Consider the following 16,496-nt stretch of genomic DNA (forward strand, 5'->3'; position numbering starts at 1 on the left):
GCCGCGCAACCCGCCAGCACTGGCCTCGCCTCACTGAGCCGGATATAAAAGGGCCTCGGCGGGCGCCATTGACGTCGCTCACGCCTCCACCACAGGGAGAACTCGCCATGCGCATCGCACTGCAACCCAACATTCCCGGCCTGGTTGACCAACTTCAGGCCCTGGGACGCGGGATTGAGGCGATTATAGTGCCCAGTGATGGCAGCCTCGCGCAACAGCCTCTTGAGGCCGACGCACTGCTGTGTACTGCGACCGGTGGCGGCGACCTCCCTGCACTGCTCAGCGCCTGCCGGGGGCTGCGCTGGATTCACGTGCTGGGTACCGGCATTGATAACTTCCCCCTGTCGATGGCTGGGGATGCCGTGCTTACCTGCTCACGCGGTGCCACAGCCACTCCCATGGCCGAGTGGGTGATGGCGATGATGCTCTGTCATGAGAAACAGCTGCCGGCCCGCTGGATCAATGAGCCGCCCGAAGCATGGTACATGGCTGATCTCGGCTGTCTGGAACAAAAAACCCTCGGGCTTGTCGGTCTCGGCGCGATTGGCGAGGCCGTTGCCCGTCGTGCATTGGCCTTCGACATGCAGGTCATCGCCAAGGTTCGGTCCTACCGCGACAGTCCCCTGCCCGGTGTGCAACTGGTGGAACACCTCACCGAGTTGCTGCAGGTGGCTGACCATGTGGTACTCGCCCTGCCGGCTACCGCTGCAAGCCGCGGCCTGCTCGACGCCCGTGCGTTGGCCACGATGAAGCCGGGTGCCCATTTGATCAATGTGTCTCGCGCCGCCCTGGTTGACCAGGATGCACTGAGGGTCGCACTGGATTCAGGGCAACTGGCCCGTGCCTCTCTTGATGTTGTCGACCCCGAGCCACTGCCCGCGGGCCACTGGATTTACGCACATCCAAAGGTCAGGCTGAGTGCCCATGTTTCCTGGAGCGGGCCGAATATTGCCCAGCGGCTACTCGCGCCATTCATCGCCAACGTGCAGGCATTCATTCGCGGCGAACCGCTGCAGGGGCTGGTCGATACGCAAGCGGGCTACTGAAACCGATAACGACTGAGGATATCAGCATGAACAAGAACAAACTCCCCCCACGTGTCGTGCGCTACGGTGGTGCGATGTATGGCGAGGCGGAAATCAGTAATGTGAACGCGGTGCTGGCCGACCCGATGGGCCTGGTGCCCGGCAATCGTGTGTGTGAGTTCGAACGCCGCGTTGCGGACTTCATGGGCAAGCGTCACGGGGTCATGGTCAATTCCGGTTCTTCGGCCCTGATGATTGCCATGCGCCTGCTCAACCTGCCGGCGGGCTCCGAAGTCATCACCCCTGCCCTCACCTTCTCTACCGACGTAGCCAGCATCTACCAGGCGGGCTACAAGCCAGTGTTCATTGATGTAGGGCTGGACGACTACCAGATTCTGGTGGACCGCGTGGAGGACGTGATCACCGAAAATACCCGCGCGCTGCTGGTTCCGGACCTCATCGGCGGCATTTGCGACTGGGATATCCTGCGTAGTATCGCGGACCGACACGGCCTGCTGCTGGTGCACGACTCTGCCGACACGCTGGGCGGCAGCCTGCGCGGGCGTAAAACCGCCACCCGCGCCGACATCTCCATAACCAGTTTTTCCATCTTCCACATCATCACCGCGCTGGGCAACGGCGGCATGGTGTTTTTCGATGATGACCGCTACCTGGATGCCGCTCTCAGCCTGCGCGCCTGGGGCCGCTCGTCAGAAAAGTACATGTTCGGCACCAAGGTCAGCGAGAGCGACGGACGCTTTCTGGAGAAGCTGGACAACCTCGATTACGACTCCCTGTTCATTTTTGAGGACCTGGCCTACGGGTTCATTCCCAATGAAGCGGGGGCGGCCTTCGGCATCGGCCAGATGGACCGTATCGACGAGCTGTGGCGCCTGCGCAACGAGCGTTTCCAGGGTTACTACCGGTTTTTCGAGCGCTACGCGGACAAGTTCATCGTCCCCACGACGCTGCCCGAGACAGAAACCACCTGGATCTGCTTTCCGCTGCAGATTCGCCCCGAGGCCGGCTGGCGCCGCAAGGCGCTGCAAATACACCTGGAGGACAACGGAATCTTCTCCCGCGTGATCTTCTCCGGCAACATAACCCGGCAGCCCATGCTGCAGGGCCGGGATTTCCGCGTGCACCCTGCCGGGCTCGCCAACTGCGACCAGATCATGGAATTTGGGATCATGCTGCCCTGTCACCCCACGATGACTGCCGAGGACTGCCGCTATGTGGAGCAGGTGCTGGAGGCCTTCATTGAGGCCGACGGTGCACCCTGACCGCGCAAACTCGCCCCAGACCAGCTATCATAGAGGCCGGTAACAAATCCTCTGGCTCACAAGGGCACCCTATGAAAATTGGCATCCTGTCGCGCAACCGCAGGCTCTACTCCACACGTCGTCTGGTAGAGGCGGCAGCGGCGCGCGGCCACGATGTCAGTGTCATTGATGTGCTGAAGTGCTACATGAACATCACCGCCAACGACCCGACGGTCATCTACCAGCACTCCGCCGAGCGGGTCGAGGCGCTGGATTTCGAGGCCGTTATCCCGCGTATCGGCGCCAGCATCACGTCCTACGGCTGCGCGGTGCTGCGCCAGTTCGAGGTGGGACACGTGTACTCCCTGAATGAATCCATCGCCATCACCCGCTCGCGCGATAAACTCCGCGCGCACCAGTTACTTGCACGGCGCGGGATCGGCCAGCCGGTCACCAGTTACGCGCACTCGGCGCGCGCCACCGACAAACTTATCGAGTCGGTGGGCGGCGCCCCGCTGATCCTGAAACTGACCGAAAGCACACACGGCAATGGCGTGCTGCTGGCGGAAACCAAAAAGGCCGCAGAGGCATTGATCAACGCCTTTCGCGGCATCGGCTCGGACTTCCTGGTACAGGAATTCATCCGCGAGGCGGGCGGTTCAGACATCCGCTGCTTCGTGGTCGGCGACAAGGTGATCGCCGCCATGCAGCGCAAGGCCGTGAAGGGGGAATACCGCTCCAACCTGCATCGCGGAGGCACCGCAGAGGTGATCAAGCTGCGCCCGGAAGAGCGCCGACTGGCCGTCAAGGCGGCCCGTGTGATGGGGCTGGATTTGGCCGGGGTGGATATCCTGCGCTCGAATCATGGCCCCCTGGTCATCGAGGTGAACTCATCTCCCGGTCTGGAGGGCATCGAAAAAGCCACCGGCATCGATATCGCCAGCAAGATCATCGAATACGTGGAGAAGGACTCCCAGGCGGGCCCCAACAAGCCCACTGGCAAGGGCTGAACGCACCTAGTCCGGATTCCTGGGCTGGTATTTCGGCAGGCGCAGGTCAAAGAGAATGGCTGCGGCTCGCAGCGCGAAGGCCGCCGCCACAGCCGCCGGCAACGCGATCTGTTGCCCCCAGGGCTGCGCGTCCAGGGCGACATAGCTCAGCGCCCCCAGGGCAGCCGCGGTGACGTAGATATCCGGCTCCAGCAACACCGGCGGGCGGCCGAGCAGCCCGTCGCGGATCAGTGATCCAAAGGTCGCAGTCATCATGCCCATGCCGATGGCAACCAGCACTGGCGCATCAAAGGCCAGCGCTTTCTGGGTGCCGAGCACGGAGAACAGCGCCAGTCCCAGGGCATCCGCCCACAGCAGCACACGGCTCAGTGACACAAAGAGGTGCGCCAGAAACCAGGTGGCAACCCCCGCCACGACGCACATCCACAGGTAGGCGGTATCGCCGATCCAGAACACCTCACCGGTGTTCAGCAGCAGGTCCCGCAGGGTGCCACCGCCAATGCCGGTAACCGTGCCGAAAAGCAGGAACCCGAGAATATCGAGGCGCTTTTCCGCGGCGGCCAGGGCGCCACTGATGGCGAACACCCCGACACCGACCAGGTCGAGGCTGTAGACAACATGGGTCAATTCCATAATGGACCGGCAGTCTGCTGCGGAAGGGGCTGTAGTATGCGTGCTATCATCCCCCTGAACCAACCCCGAGTGTGCCTGCACATGCTGAAAAACCCCTGGTATCTGTCCCTGCTGTCGCTGGTTGCCGGACTGCTGATCATCGCGGTGCTCTACTGGTTGACCAAGGAGCCGGAGCAGGACCCGTGCAGTGCGCTGAACCAGGATGTCGGCGCTGCTGTACTGGCGGACGACAACGGTGACCAGGACGCACTGGTCAACCGCGCCATCATACAGCGAGGTGACTGTGGACCTGCGCAATAAACTGCTCGCCCTGCTGAGTCTCGCTGTGCTGCCCGCGACGGCAGCCACGGAAGATGTACTGGCCGACCGGGCACACCGGATTATCGAGCAGCGCTGTGTGGTGTGCCATGCCTGCTATGACGCACCCTGCCAGCTCAAGCTGGAAGCCCACGAGGGGCTGGTGCGCGGCGCCAATCAGACGCTGGTCTACGACTCCACACGCCTGCTGGCGGGCGACCTGACCCGACTGTTTGATGACGCGCAGGGGGAAGCCGCCTGGCGTAAAAAGGGCTTCTACCCCGTGCTGGACAGCGCCGACCCCTCCCGGGGGGTGCTGCGGCGCATGCTGGACCTCAAGCAGGCAAACCCTCTCCCCGCGAGCGGGCCCATGCCCAAAGGCTTTGATTTCCGGCTGCACCGCGATCAACAGTGCGTACAAGCCGACGAATTTGACCAGTTTGCCGAGGACTACCCGCTGTGGGGTATGCCCTACGGGCTGCCGGCTCTGCAGCCGGACGAACACGCCACATTGGTGAGCTGGCTGGACGCGGGTGCACCGGCAAGCCGGCAGGCGCCACTGACGCCTGAACTGCAGTCGGAAATTGCCGCCTGGGAGCAATTCCTGAACGGGAAGGACAACAGGTCACGACTGATGGCCCGCTATGTCTATGAGCACCTGTTCCTCGCTACGCTGTACCTGGAGGCGCAGGAGCAGCCCCGCTGGTTCAGGCTGGTGCGTTCAGCGAGCCCGCCGGGCGAACCGATCGACCTGCTGGCGACCCGCCGCCCCTTCGATGACCCGGGTCGCACCACCTTCTTTTATCGCCTGCAAAGCCTGCCCATCACGGTCGCGGCCAAGAGCCACCAGCCCTACCGTTTCGATGCGCAACGCCGCGACTGGTATCGCTCACTCTTCCTCGCCCCGGATTATGCTGTTGCCACCCTGCCCGGCTATGATGAAAAGATCGCGGGCAACCCGTTCAAAACCTTCGCGGCACTGCCGGTGCGCTCGCGCTATCGCTTCCTGCTCGAGGAAGCCGAATTCACCATCATGAATTTCATCAAGGGTCCGGTCTGCCGTGGACAGGTTGCGCTGAACGTCATCGATGACCGCTTCTGGGTCATGTTCATGGACCCCGACGAACTCGACCCGGAACTGGACGGCGCGTTCCTCGAACGCGAGGCGCGGAACCTGCGCCTGCCGGCTGCCACCACGGGCACGGTTATCGATTTGCTGCAGTGGCGGCGCTACGCTCGCGGACATGACCGCTACATGCGCGCCAAGGCCGAGTACCTCGAGCGCCAGTATGTGGATCAGGGCCGGCGTCCGGGTCTGGAAATCATTTGGGACGGCGACGGCAGCAACCCCAATGCCGCATTGACCATCGCACGGCACGTAGACACGGCATCAGTGGTCAAGGGGTTCATTGGGGAAACGCCCAAGACGGCGTGGTTCATCACCTATTCGCTACTGGAACGTATTCATTACCTGCTGGTAGCCAATTTCGACGTCTACGGCGCGGCATCGCACCAGCTGGAGTCGCGCCTGTACATGGACTTCCTGCGCATGGAGGGGGAGCTCAACTTCCTGATGTTTCTGCCAGCCAGCGAGCGCCAGGCACTGTGGCAGCACTGGTACAGAGACGCGCCGGAGTCTGCGCGTGAGCACCCCTTTGTGCACAGCGATGCCATGCAGCGGGAGACGCCGCTGGCTTTCAGCTCCGCGGACCCCAAGGCGGAATTCCTCGGCTGGATGCGGGCACGACTGCACGGCGCCGAGGCTGCCAACTTCGACTACCGGCGCAGTGCCAGCCCGGCCATGGTCGACGCCTTCGACACACTGGTCAGCGCCCGCGGGAGCCACAACAGCTTCCTGCCGGCAGTGAGCTTCATCAACGTCATTGGCCCGGGGCGCGACGAGGCCTACACCCTGTTGCACGATGCCGGTTACAGCAACATCGCCCAACTGTTCCGGGAAGACGAGCGACGTCTGCCAGAGGAGGATGCCGTCACGGTGGTTGCCGGCCTGATCGGCGCGCACCCCAACCAGTTCTTCCAGGTGCACGAAAAGCAGGTACCCCTGTTCGTCCAGGATATTCTCGCCCTGCGCACGCAGGATGACCTCAGACTGTTGCGTCAGCGCTACGGCGTACGGCGCAACTCACCCTGGTTCTGGGCGGTCAGCGATCGCCTGCATACGCTGTTTCGAGAGCAGGACGGGCTGGCTGCGGGCGTGCTGGATTACAACCGCTACGTGGGTTACTGACACGCGTGTTCAGGCGTGGGGCCCGCGATTGTGCTGCCAGAGTTTCAGCAGCGCGCGCTCAATCGCCCCCTGCGCCGCCACTCCCAGTTTATCCTGCCAGTTCTTGCGCTCGACCCAGGACACTTCGAACACATCGCGGTCCTCCAGCTGCGCCTGAACGTAGGCATCGCTGGTCTGTACGTCATCGATCAGCCCGATAGCAACGGCTTCACGCCCGTACCAGACCTCCCCCGTGGCGACCTGCTCGATATCCAGCGCCGGTCGGTTTTCCGTCACAAAGGCCTTGAACAGGGCATGTGTGCGTTCCAGGTCTTCGAGGAACTTCTCTCGCCCCTTGTCGGTATTCTCGCCAAACAGCGTGAGCGTCCGCTTGTACTCTCCCGCGGTGAGCAGTTCGAAGTCGATATCGTGCTTCTTCAGCAGACGATGGAAATTGGGCAGCTGCGCCAGCACACCGATGGAGCCAAGGACCGCAAACGGCGCGGCAATGATGCGCTGGGCGACGCAGGCCATCATGTAGCCGCCGCTGGCCGCCACCTTGTCCACTGCCACCGTCAATTGTGCTCCCGCAGCGGTGATCCGCTGCAGTTGGCTGGCCGCAAGGCCGTAGCCATGGACCATCCCGCCAGGGCTTTCCAGCCGCAACAGAACCTCATCGCCCTCGTCTACATGCGGTAGAACAGCGGAGATTTCTTCCCGCAACTGGTCGCATGCGCTGGCCTTTATATCCCCGTCAAAATCAAGTATAAACAACTTGTTACGCGATTTTTCTCCGGTAGATTCTTTTTTCTTGGCGCGCTTCTTCGCCGCTTTGGCCTCGGCCTTTCTGGCTTTCTGGCGGGCTTTCTCGGCCAGTTTCTGCGCCGCGGGGTCGGTCATCGCGGCGCGCATGGCGTCGGCGATATCGCGGTATTTTTCGTTCACTTTACGGATTTCGATGTGGCCTTCAGCGCGCGCTTTGTGCCGCTGGCCGAGGGCAACCACGCCGGCGACCAGCAAGAGCGCCGCAACCACAAAGGTCAGTGCCTGGGCCAGGAACAGGCCGTACTCATAGAGGTATTCCAAGGGTTTACTCCCGTGTCAATTCACTGATGTAGTGGCGGATAAGCTGCCCGGCAATGGAGCTGGGGGGTGGCACCTGGGGCAGCGCACTGTAATGAAACCAGCGTGCATCGGCGATTTCACCGGGCTCGCAGACGATATCGCCGCCCGCGTACTCGGCGAAAAAGCCGAGCATAAGCTGGCTGGGGAATGGCCAGGACTGTGAGCCGAAGTAGCGCAGCCTTGTGACCTCTACACCCACTTCTTCGCGGACTTCCCGGTGCAGCGTGGCCTCTGCGCTTTCACCGGCTTCAATGAACCCGGCCAGCGTGCTGTACATCTGGCCGGGGAAATTCGCGTTGCGCGCCAGCAGGAGCTCTTCACCGCGGGTGACCAGCGTGATGACGCAGGGGTTGATGCGGGGATAGACGATCGTGGCGCAGGGCTGGCAGCGCATGGCGCGCTCACGCACATCCAGCGTCATGGCCGCGCCGCAGCGGCCGCAATGCTGATGATCGCGTTCCCAGGCGAGTAACTGGGATGCGCGTCCGGCCAGCGCGAAGAGCCCGTCGTCAACACGACCCAGCAGCTGGTACAGGCTGCCGCGTACGAAGCGCATCGGGTCCGGCTGCGCGCTGCTGTCGATCTCCACGGCGAAACAGGGCTGCCCGTGCCAGTAGCCGAGAAACTGCTCGCGCACAACCACCCAGCCCTGTTGCTGCAGATCGGCCCTGGGCATCAGGGGCTCCGCGCGCATGTCGCTGACCAGCTGGCCTGCCTGAAACACCAGATGCAGGGCCTCCTCCACAGACTGTGGCGGCTGGTTGTGGAATTCAATGCTCATACCGGGAAGACCTCCCGCCATAAGGCGCGGCCGCCGCTGCTGCGCTCGATGGCCTGCAACTGCGCCTCGTGGGCTGCAAGCTCATCGGCGCTGGCGACGATGACCGGCAGCGGCTTGCGGTCGGCGGGAAGGCGCTGGATGCCCTCGCGCCTGCCGCTGCCGCCCTCCTCGCCCGGACCGTGGTCAGCGAGCTGAAACGTGGTTTGGCCGCCAGTCATTGCCAGATAGACGTCGGCCAGGATCTCGGCGTCCAGCAGCGCGCCGTGCAGGTCGCGCTGGGAATTGTCCACCGTGTAGCGAGCGCACAGGGCATCGAGGTTGTTGCGCTGCCCGGGATGCCGTTTGCGCGCCATTACCAGGGTGTCGGTTACCGTGCACAGCTGTTCCAGCCCCGGATGCTGCTCGTCCAGCCGGCGCAGCTCCGCGTCGAGAAAGCCTATGTCGAAGGGGGCATTGTGGATGATCAGTTCAGCGCCGCGCACAAACTCGAGAAAGTCAGCAGCTATCTGGGCAAAGACGGGCTTGTCTGCCAGAAATTCGGGGGTGATGCCGTGCACCTCGATGGCGCCCTGGTCAATATCACGCTCGGGGTTGATGTAGCGGTGGAAGTGGTTGCCGGTCAGGCGCCGGTTGACCAGCTCAACACAGCCAACCTCAATGATTCTGTGACCCTGGCTCACTTCCAGGCCAGTGGTCTCGGTGTCGAGTACGATCAGTCTCACAGCGTGCTTCCGTTATTGCGTGTTCAGTGTTTATCGATCAGCCAGGCACTGTGCAGCGCCCCCGGCGGCGTTCTGCAGCTCGTCGATGCCGCGATTGGCGAGCTGGTCAGCGATGTCGTTTTCCCGGTGCCCGCTGTGGCCCTTTACCCAGTGCCAGTGAATGCGGTGACGCTGGTTCTGCTCATCCAGTGCCTGCCACAGGTCGACGTTTTTCACCGGCTGCCGGGCGGCGGTTTTCCAGCCCTTCTGCTTCCAGTTTGGCAGCCACTTGGTAATGCCGTCGCGGACGTACACGGAATCCGTCGTCAAGTTGACCTCGCAGGGCTCCTTGAGGGCGCGCAGCGCTTCGATGGCAGCCTGCAATTCCATACGGTTATTGGTCGTATCCCGGGCCCCACCGTACAGGTGACGCTCGCGGCCGGCAAAGCGCAGCAACGCTCCCCAACCGCCGGGTCCGGGATTCCCGCGGCAGGCGCCGTCGGTAAAGATATCCACCTGCTTCACGCCGCGTGATCCCCGCGCGGTGCGGCGGCAGGACTGGGTACCGCCAGTCCGATCAAACGCGCACTGGGCCGTGCCCGGCGTACCGGCAGCACACGCCCGCCCACCTGCTTGATGGCGTGCACGAGGTACAGCTCGCCCAGGGGCAGACTCGCTGCCTGGCTCCACTGATTCACGCGCCGAGCGTAGCGGGCAAGGCGCCCGTTGCCAATGACCGGCAGTGGATGCAGGTAGCTTGATGACTGGGTCTCCAGGCCCAGCAGGCGCAGCCAGTCGAGCAGCCGGTGCGCACTCACGGGAGACAGGCCCTGCCACAGGGGATGGCCTGCGAGACCGCGCAGGCGTCGCGCGCCACAACCGGGGGCGAGCGGGTTGAATCCGAGCAGGAACAGCTGGCCGTGGGGGGTCAGCACGCGGTGCAACTCGCGCAGCACTTCGTGTGGGCGCTCGGTGAAATCCAGGCAGTGATGGGCGATAACGACATCGACACTGTCGCTCTCGACCGGCAATTCGTCATGGCGGGCCACCACGGAAACGCCCGCGCCCGCCTCAGGCGCCAGATAGGCGCAGTGACCGATGCGGCTACCCGCATAGAGCGGCTGCCCCCGGCTCTGGCCAATCTGCAGCAAATGGTAGCCGAAAGCGGTTTCCAACAGGGGCTCCAGTGCGCTGTTTACCGCAGCGTGCAGGCGGCGGTTTGTTTCCCTGCCATACCAGGATTCCAGTTCGGCCGAAATGTCGCTACACTCGCGCATCAGTTCCCATGGCCGTTGACCGGCTCTCATTTCATTGAGCGGCCATGTTAATGCATTTGAAGGGGTTTTGAACGTCGTCCATGCTGACAATTGAACCGATACCGGCCTTCAACGATAACTACATCTGGCTACTGCACGATGGCACCACCTGTGCCGTGGTAGACCCCGGCGATGCCGAGCCCGTTATCAGGGTGCTGCAACAGCGCGGGCTGCAGTTGACCACCATTCTTGTCACCCACCACCATTTCGACCACGTTGGTGGGCTGTCCGCCCTGCTGACGCACGCGCAGCCCCGCGTGTACGGCCCGGAGAACCCCGCCATTGCCGGCATCACACACCCTGTCAGCGCGGGGGATACTCTGGACCTGCTGGGCCGGACGTTCCAGGTCATGGCCGTTCCGGGCCACACCCTCGATCACATCGCCTACGTCAGCGCCGCCGTCGACGCGTCGCCACCGCTGTTATTCTGTGGGGATACCCTGTTTGCGGGGGGCTGTGGGCGCATGTTTGAAGGGACTGCACCCGTCATGCACGCCTCCCTCAGCGCCCTGGCAGCCCTGCCCGCCGATACCCGGGTGTACTGCGCGCATGAATACACACAGGCGAATCTGCGCTTTGCCACTGCGGCCGAGCCGGATAATGCGACGCTGGCTGAGCGCAGCCGTGTCGTCGCCCGGCAACGGGCACAGAACGAGCCTACGGTGCCGTCTTCCATCGCCGTTGAGCGCGCCACCAATCCGTTTTTACGCTGTGCGGAACCCGCTCTGATTGCCTCACTCAAGCGCCAGGGCAAATGGCAGGGCGACGCGCCCGAGTCGGTCTTTGCCGCGCTCCGATCGTGGAAAGATGAATTTTGATATTTTCTTACAAATTCAATAATCTAAGAAACTTACTTCTAGTTATTTCTGGATTGATCCTGATCACCGGCTGCCAGAGCCTGCCGCCGGAAGAACGCCCCGAGTTGGCGAGCCCGGCGACGCTATCGGCGACCAGCGTAGCGGCGCGACGCGGCCTCGAGAATCGCAGCGTACGACTGCCCCACACCAACCCGGACGACCTCTGGGGGCGCATCCAGCACGGTATGCAATGGCAGATTCCCGAAAACCCCCGGGTTGCTGATGCGCGCGACTACTACCTCGGCCAGACGGCGGCGCTGCAACGTGTACTCGCCGAGCGCGGACAACTCTATCTGCATTACATTGTGGAAGAGGTTGAACGGCGCGGCATGCCGCTGGAGATCGCGCTGCTGCCGCTGGTAGAAAGCCAGCTGGATCCCTTTGCAGTGTCGTCGCAGCAGGCCGCCGGCCTGTGGCAGATCATACCCAGTACCGGTGAAACACTGGGCGTCAGCACTGACTGGTGGTTCGACGGGCGCCGGGACCTGCGGGACTCCACCCGTGCCGCGCTGGACTATCTGGAATATCTGCACGCTACCCTGGGCGGCGACTGGCTCAATGCCCTCGCAGCCTACAACGGTGGTGTCGGTCGCGTCTCGCGGGCGGTGGCAAGCAATGAGGCCAGGGGGCGGCCGGCAGATTTCTGGTCCCTGCCCCTGCCGGGGGAAACCCGCAATTACGTGCCCCGCCTGCTGGCCCTGAGCAGCCTGATCGCCGAACCCGAGCGCTGGGGGCTGGAGCTGCCGCCCCTGCAGAACCGCCCCGCTTTCGTGGCTGTGGCCACCGGCGGCCAGCTGGAGCTGGCGCGCGCTGCCCAGTTGGCCGGTGTACCCAAGGCCAGCCTGCACGCACTCAACCCCGGACATCTGCGCTGGGCGACTGCGCCGCAGGCAGCGGAGTTGTTGCTACCGCCTGATCGGGCGGCCGCATTTCAGCAACAGCTGGCACAGCTGGGCGAGCATGAGCGTGTCCAGTGGGCCCACTACCGGGTGCGCAGGGGCGACACCCTGAGCCGCATCGCCCGACTCTACTCCACCCGGGTCGACCTGCTGCGCCAAGCCAACAACCTGCGCAGCAATTTCATTCGCGAGGGCGCGACCCTGATGATTCCGCGCAGCGACGACGCCACCTTGAGCGTTGCCAGTCGCGCCGGCGCCAAAATGCCCACGGTGAAGGATTACAAAGTGCGGCCCGGTGACTCGCTGTACCGGATTGCCGGCCGCTTCAAGGTGCGTGTTGAGGACATTCTCGCCTGGAATTCCCTGAACGCCCGCTCACCGATTTTCCCGGGGCAGCAGCTGACGCTCTATGTCGGGGGCGGCTGACCCGCAAAGACCCGGTGCCGTTGCGCTCTGCCAATCTGCGCTGGGGGACTACAGGCTGCAACGCTATCCCGCGCGTCGCAATGAGCAACTGCGTGCGTGGACGGGGGCCGACATACTGCTGTTGGATGCCGTGGCAGCACTGCCATCGCGGCCCGCTGCGGCGCTCGTGGTCAACGATGAGCACGGTGCCCTCTGCACTGCGCTGGCGGGCTGCGACATCGCCACAACCCTGTGGACTGACTCCGCACTATCCGCCCGCGCCAGCGCGCTGAACGCAGCGCACAACGGCTTGCCGCCGCCCGCGGTGGTCTGGAGCACCCAGCGGCCCGAGGGTAACCCCCAGTTGGTGCTGCTGCGGATTCCCAAGCAAAAAGCTTTGCTGGAACAGCAGCTGGCAACCCTGGCCAGCATGCTGCAGCCGGGCTCACTGCTCCTTGCTGCCGCCATGGACAAGCACACGCCCGCAGGCCTGGAGCGGGAACTCGCCCACTGGATAGGCCCTGCGGCGCGCGATCACGGCCGACTCAAGGCGCATCTCTGGCGCGTGCCGGGGGGAAGGCAGACAGCGCCTGAAGCGCGGGATTCCAGCGTGGAATATGCCTGTGAGGCACTGGGCATGTCGCTGTATGCGCAGGCCAATGTGTTCAGCCGGGAGGGTCTTGATATCGGCACCCGCTTTCTTCTCGACCAGCTGTCACGGTTGCGCCCGGTATCCTGCGCCGTCGACCTGGCCTGTGGGAACGGCATCATCGGCCTCGCGGCGCTACAGGCCGGGCTGGCACACGAGATGTGGTTCTGCGACGAATCCGCCCAGGCCATCGCGTCGGCGCGGGTGAACGCCGGTCGCTTGCTGCAAACCCTGCCCCACGGCGCCAGGTTCCTGCACGGCGACGGCCTGCTGGACTGGTCGGGGCCAGCCCCCGAACTCGTGTTGTGCAATCCGCCTTTCCACATCCAGCACACCGTGGACGACTTCGTTGGGCGCCGTCTGATACAGCAGGCAGCGCAGAGGCTGGCGCCGGGCGGCGCCCTGTGTATGGTGGCCAACCGGCACCTGGACTATCGCGCCGCTTTGCGCCGAGGATTCCGGCACTGGCAGGTGCTGGCGGAAAACCGCAAGTTTCGCGTTTACCTTGCCGAGCGCTGAGCGGAGTATGATTTCTTGGACGACGGTCGGCTCGATGCCTGGCCGCAGCCAGCCCTGCTGCTGTCGGCGCCTGCATCTTGCTAGAGTGCCCGCTGACAATAAGACTACCGACGGAGTTTCGCTGTGAAGTTTGTCCTCTCCACATCGTTCAGCACGGTTTCCCACCTGACGCACATCGCACCTGTGGCCGACGACTACGGCTGGGAAGCGATGTCCTTCTCGGACCACGTGGTCCACCCGGAGGAAATCAGCCAACCCTACCCGTACACCGAGGACGGCAGTCGCCGATGGGGCGCGTTCACCGACTGGCCCGACCCCTGGGTGGTGATCGGTGCACTGGCGACCATCACCAAACGTCTGCGCTTCACCACCAACATCTTTGTGCTGCCAATGCGCAACCCGTTCCTGGTGGCCAAGGCGATCAGCACGGCAGCTATCGTGTCCGACAACCGGGTAACGCCGGCCTTCGGTGTCGGCTGGTCTGCGGATGAGTTTGCGCTGATGCAGCAGGATTTCAAAACCCGCGGCAAGCGTACCGACGAGATGCTCGAAATCATGCGCCTGCTCTGGACCGGCGACATGGTGGAGTACCACGGCCAGTACTACGATTTCGATCGACTGGAAATGAATCCCGCGCCCAGCGCGCGCATCCCCTTCTGGATCGGCGGTATATCCGACCCGGCGATGCGCCGGGCCGCGCGTCTCGCAGACGGCTGGGTCACCGACCTGCAGCCCTCGAGCGAAATCATCGAGAGCATCCAGCGCATTCGTCAATGGCGCAGGGAGTACGGGCGCGATAGCGAACCCTTTGAGGTTATGGCCACCCCCAATGACGCCTGGGATGCCGATGGTTACCGGCGCCTTGAGGATGCCGGCGTAACTCACATTCTCACCATGCCCTGGATGTTCTATCACGGGGAGACGGAAGATCTGGCGCTGAAGATTGACGGCGTCAAACGCTATGCTGACGAGGTTATCGCTCCACTCTCCTGACCGCGGGGGCACTTTCTGTTCAAAGCCGCGACGCTGCTATAGAATGCAGCGCCTCAGCGGCCAGCATCCGTGCGTCCGCCAGAAGCCAGTCATCAGGTACACGTCATGAGCCATACGGAAGTCTACAACGTCAATGTCGCGTCGCAGGACGTGCTTATCACGCCTGCCAAGTTGAAACAGGCACTGCCAATGAGCCCCGCGGCACGCGCGCAGGTTGCCGGCAGCCGTGAAGTCATCGAGAACATTCTCGACCGCAAGGATCACCGGCTGTTCGTCGTTGTGGGCCCCTGCTCTATCCACGATGTCGAGGCGGCCATGGACTACGCAGGTCGCCTCAAGGCCCTGGCGGATGAACTGCAGGATACGCTGTACATCGTGATGCGTGTGTACTTCGAGAAGCCCCGCACCACGGTGGGCTGGAAGGGCCTGGTGAACGACCCCTACCTGGACGATTCCTTCAAGATTGAAGAGGGTTTGCACATCGGTCGCAAGCTGCTGCTGGATATTCTGGAACTGGGCCTGCCCACGGCCACCGAAGCACTGGACCCGATATCACCCCAGTACCTGCAGGATCTGATCAGCTGGTCGGCGATTGGCGCACGCACCACGGAGTCACAGACGCACCGGGAAATGGCCAGTGGCCTGTCCTCCGCCGTGGGCTTCAAGAATGGCACAGATGGCGGCCTGACGGTGGCCAGCAATGCGCTGAATTCAGTCGCCAAACCGCACCGCTTTCTCGGCATCAATGGGGACGGCGAGGTCGCCGTGATCACGACACGTGGCAACCGCTACGGTCATATCGTTCTGCGCGGCGGCAGCAACGGCCCCAACTATGACTCGGTGCACATCAAACTTTGCGAAGAGGCCCTGCAAAAGGCAGGCGTGCCGCTGAACATCATGGTGGATTGCAGCCACGCCAATTCGAACAAACAGCCGGAATTGCAACCCCTGGTGGTGGAAAACGTCGGTAACCAGATTCTGGAAGGCAATCGTTCGATCGTCGGGCTGATGATCGAAAGCCACCTCAACCCGGGTAGTCAGTCCATCCCCGAGAAGCTCGAGGACCTGCAGTACGGCGTGTCTATCACCGATGGCTGCATCGGCTGGGAGGATACAGAAGCCTGCTTGCGTAAGCTGCACGCCGCCCTGCGAGACGCCCTGCCACGGCGCCTCGGGTAGCTCGGCAGGCGGGCCGGAATACGGCGCCGATCAGTAGTAGGCGTTGCTGCGGTCGGAGTGGTCGGTCGTGTCGCGTACGCCGCGCAGCTCCGGAAGCTGTTCCAGCAGCGTCTTTTCCACACCGCCCTTGAGGGTCTGGTCCACCATTCCGCAGCCCTGGCAGCCACCACCGAACTTGAGGATTGCGTACGGGTCAGGTGTCAACTCAACCAGGCTGACTTCCCCGCCGTGGGCGGCAAGCGCGGGGTTCACCTCGTTGTAGAGGATGTAGTTGATCCTGTCCTCCAGAGGGCTGTTTTCATCCACACGCGGCAGTTTGGCATTGGGCGCCTTGATCGTCAGCTGACCGCCCATACGGTCCTTGGCGTAATCGACCAGGGCGTCTTCCAGGAACGGCAGGCTGCGGGCATCGAACCAGGCGGTAATGGCGCCGAATTCGCGCTTTTCATCACCTTCGACGATGTCGCTCTCACGGCAGTAGGCGATACAGGTTTCCGCCTTGGGGGTTCCGGGCTGATTGATGAATACCCGCACACCCAGGGCGTCTTCCTGCTTGGCAAGCAGCTCCGCCAGATATCCCTGCGCTGATTCCGTGATGGTAACCATGACCCTCTTCCA

General features: G+C 63.2%; 17 protein-coding genes. 10 read left to right on the forward strand and 7 right to left on the reverse strand.

The window, feature by feature from the left end; translation table 11 throughout:
• The first annotated feature begins 107 nt into the window (after positions 1-107).
• From AACZ17_RS03970 to rimK, 3 genes are all read left to right on the forward strand, one after another.
• Entirely contained in the window at positions 108-1,046 is a 939-nt protein-coding gene (locus AACZ17_RS03970; RefSeq protein WP_290739435.1) for an NAD(P)-dependent oxidoreductase, read from the forward strand.
• Positions 1,047-1,072: 26 nt separating this feature from the next.
• Positions 1,073-2,308: an aminotransferase class I/II-fold pyridoxal phosphate-dependent enzyme gene (locus AACZ17_RS03975; RefSeq protein ID WP_290739438.1), complete on the forward strand. Its 1,236-nt coding sequence runs from the start codon at positions 1,073-1,075 to the stop codon at positions 2,306-2,308.
• 71 nt (positions 2,309-2,379) lie between these two features.
• Positions 2,380-3,297: a 30S ribosomal protein S6--L-glutamate ligase gene (gene rimK, locus AACZ17_RS03980; RefSeq protein WP_290739443.1), complete on the forward strand. Its 918-nt coding sequence runs from the start codon at positions 2,380-2,382 to the stop codon at positions 3,295-3,297.
• Between the two features lie 6 nt (positions 3,298-3,303).
• On the opposite strand, the gene AACZ17_RS03985 is transcribed toward rimK, so the two are convergent.
• Complete coding sequence (locus tag AACZ17_RS03985; protein WP_290739446.1) at positions 3,304-3,930, reverse strand: trimeric intracellular cation channel family protein; 627 nt, start codon at positions 3,928-3,930, stop codon at positions 3,304-3,306.
• A 36-nt stretch (positions 3,931-3,966) separates the two neighbouring features.
• On the opposite strand from AACZ17_RS03985, the gene AACZ17_RS03990 reads away from it, so the two are divergent.
• Both AACZ17_RS03990 and AACZ17_RS03995 read left to right on the forward strand, forming a co-directional pair.
• Positions 3,967-4,230: a hypothetical protein gene (locus tag AACZ17_RS03990; RefSeq protein ID WP_290739448.1), complete on the forward strand. Its 264-nt coding sequence runs from the start codon at positions 3,967-3,969 to the stop codon at positions 4,228-4,230.
• Positions 4,214-6,475 carry a fatty acid cis/trans isomerase gene (locus AACZ17_RS03995; RefSeq protein WP_290739451.1) on the forward strand — a complete coding sequence of 754 codons (2,262 nt, stop codon included), beginning with the start codon at positions 4,214-4,216 and terminating at the stop codon, positions 6,473-6,475. Before AACZ17_RS03990 ends, AACZ17_RS03995 begins: the two co-directional genes overlap by 17 nt.
• Positions 6,476-6,484: 9 nt before the next feature.
• On the opposite strand, the gene sohB is transcribed toward AACZ17_RS03995, so the two are convergent.
• From sohB to AACZ17_RS04020, 5 genes are read right to left on the reverse strand one after another with little or no spacing between them, the layout of a single operon-like run.
• Positions 6,485-7,540 (reverse strand): protease SohB, encoded by a 1,056-nt coding sequence (gene sohB, locus AACZ17_RS04000; RefSeq protein WP_290739455.1) that lies wholly within the window; start codon positions 7,538-7,540, stop codon positions 6,485-6,487.
• A gap of 4 nt (positions 7,541-7,544) precedes the next feature.
• The gene (gene nudC, locus AACZ17_RS04005) at positions 7,545-8,360 is read right to left on the reverse strand and encodes an NAD(+) diphosphatase (protein ID WP_290739458.1); all 816 of its coding nucleotides are present in this window, start codon (positions 8,358-8,360) and stop codon (positions 7,545-7,547) included.
• On the reverse strand, positions 8,357-9,082 hold the full coding sequence (gene dnaQ / locus AACZ17_RS04010) for a DNA polymerase III subunit epsilon (RefSeq protein ID WP_290739460.1): 726 nt from the start codon (positions 9,080-9,082) through the stop codon (positions 8,357-8,359). Before dnaQ ends, nudC begins: the two co-directional genes overlap by 4 nt.
• Positions 9,083-9,112: 30 nt before the next feature.
• Entirely contained in the window at positions 9,113-9,586 is a 474-nt protein-coding gene (gene rnhA, locus AACZ17_RS04015) for a ribonuclease HI (RefSeq protein WP_290739463.1), read from the reverse strand.
• Entirely contained in the window at positions 9,583-10,338 is a 756-nt protein-coding gene (locus AACZ17_RS04020) for a methyltransferase domain-containing protein (protein ID WP_290739466.1), read from the reverse strand. Before AACZ17_RS04020 ends, rnhA begins: the two co-directional genes overlap by 4 nt.
• An 80-nt stretch (positions 10,339-10,418) precedes the next feature.
• Between AACZ17_RS04020 and gloB the strand changes: the two genes are divergently transcribed.
• The 5 genes from gloB (at position 10,419) to AACZ17_RS04045 (ending at position 15,878) form a co-directional block, all read left to right on the forward strand.
• Positions 10,419-11,195 carry a hydroxyacylglutathione hydrolase gene (gloB, locus tag AACZ17_RS04025; RefSeq protein WP_290739468.1) on the forward strand — a complete coding sequence of 259 codons (777 nt, stop codon included), beginning with the start codon at positions 10,419-10,421 and terminating at the stop codon, positions 11,193-11,195.
• Positions 11,196-11,248: 53 nt separating this feature from the next.
• A complete protein-coding gene (locus tag AACZ17_RS04030) occupies positions 11,249-12,559 on the forward strand; it encodes a LysM peptidoglycan-binding domain-containing protein (protein WP_290739471.1) in 1,311 nt (436 codons plus the stop codon).
• Entirely contained in the window at positions 12,543-13,706 is a 1,164-nt protein-coding gene (locus tag AACZ17_RS04035) for a methyltransferase (RefSeq protein WP_290739474.1), read from the forward strand. The genes AACZ17_RS04030 and AACZ17_RS04035 overlap by 17 nt, the downstream gene beginning before the upstream one ends.
• 123 nt (positions 13,707-13,829) lie before the next feature.
• Entirely contained in the window at positions 13,830-14,699 is an 870-nt protein-coding gene (locus AACZ17_RS04040) for an LLM class F420-dependent oxidoreductase (RefSeq protein ID WP_290739477.1), read from the forward strand.
• A gap of 105 nt (positions 14,700-14,804) precedes the next feature.
• On the forward strand, positions 14,805-15,878 hold the full coding sequence (locus tag AACZ17_RS04045; protein ID WP_290739480.1) for a 3-deoxy-7-phosphoheptulonate synthase: 1,074 nt from the start codon (positions 14,805-14,807) through the stop codon (positions 15,876-15,878).
• Between the two features lie 30 nt (positions 15,879-15,908).
• Here AACZ17_RS04045 and nfuA read toward each other — a convergent pair whose 3' ends face one another.
• Positions 15,909-16,484, reverse strand: coding sequence for a Fe-S biogenesis protein NfuA (gene nfuA / locus AACZ17_RS04050; protein ID WP_290739483.1), 576 nt, complete (start codon positions 16,482-16,484; stop codon positions 15,909-15,911).
• Positions 16,485-16,496 lie beyond the last annotated feature (12 nt).

It is taken from the genome of uncultured Haliea sp., from assembly GCF_963973825.1.
Taxonomy (GTDB): Bacteria; Pseudomonadota; Gammaproteobacteria; order Pseudomonadales; family Halieaceae; genus Haliea.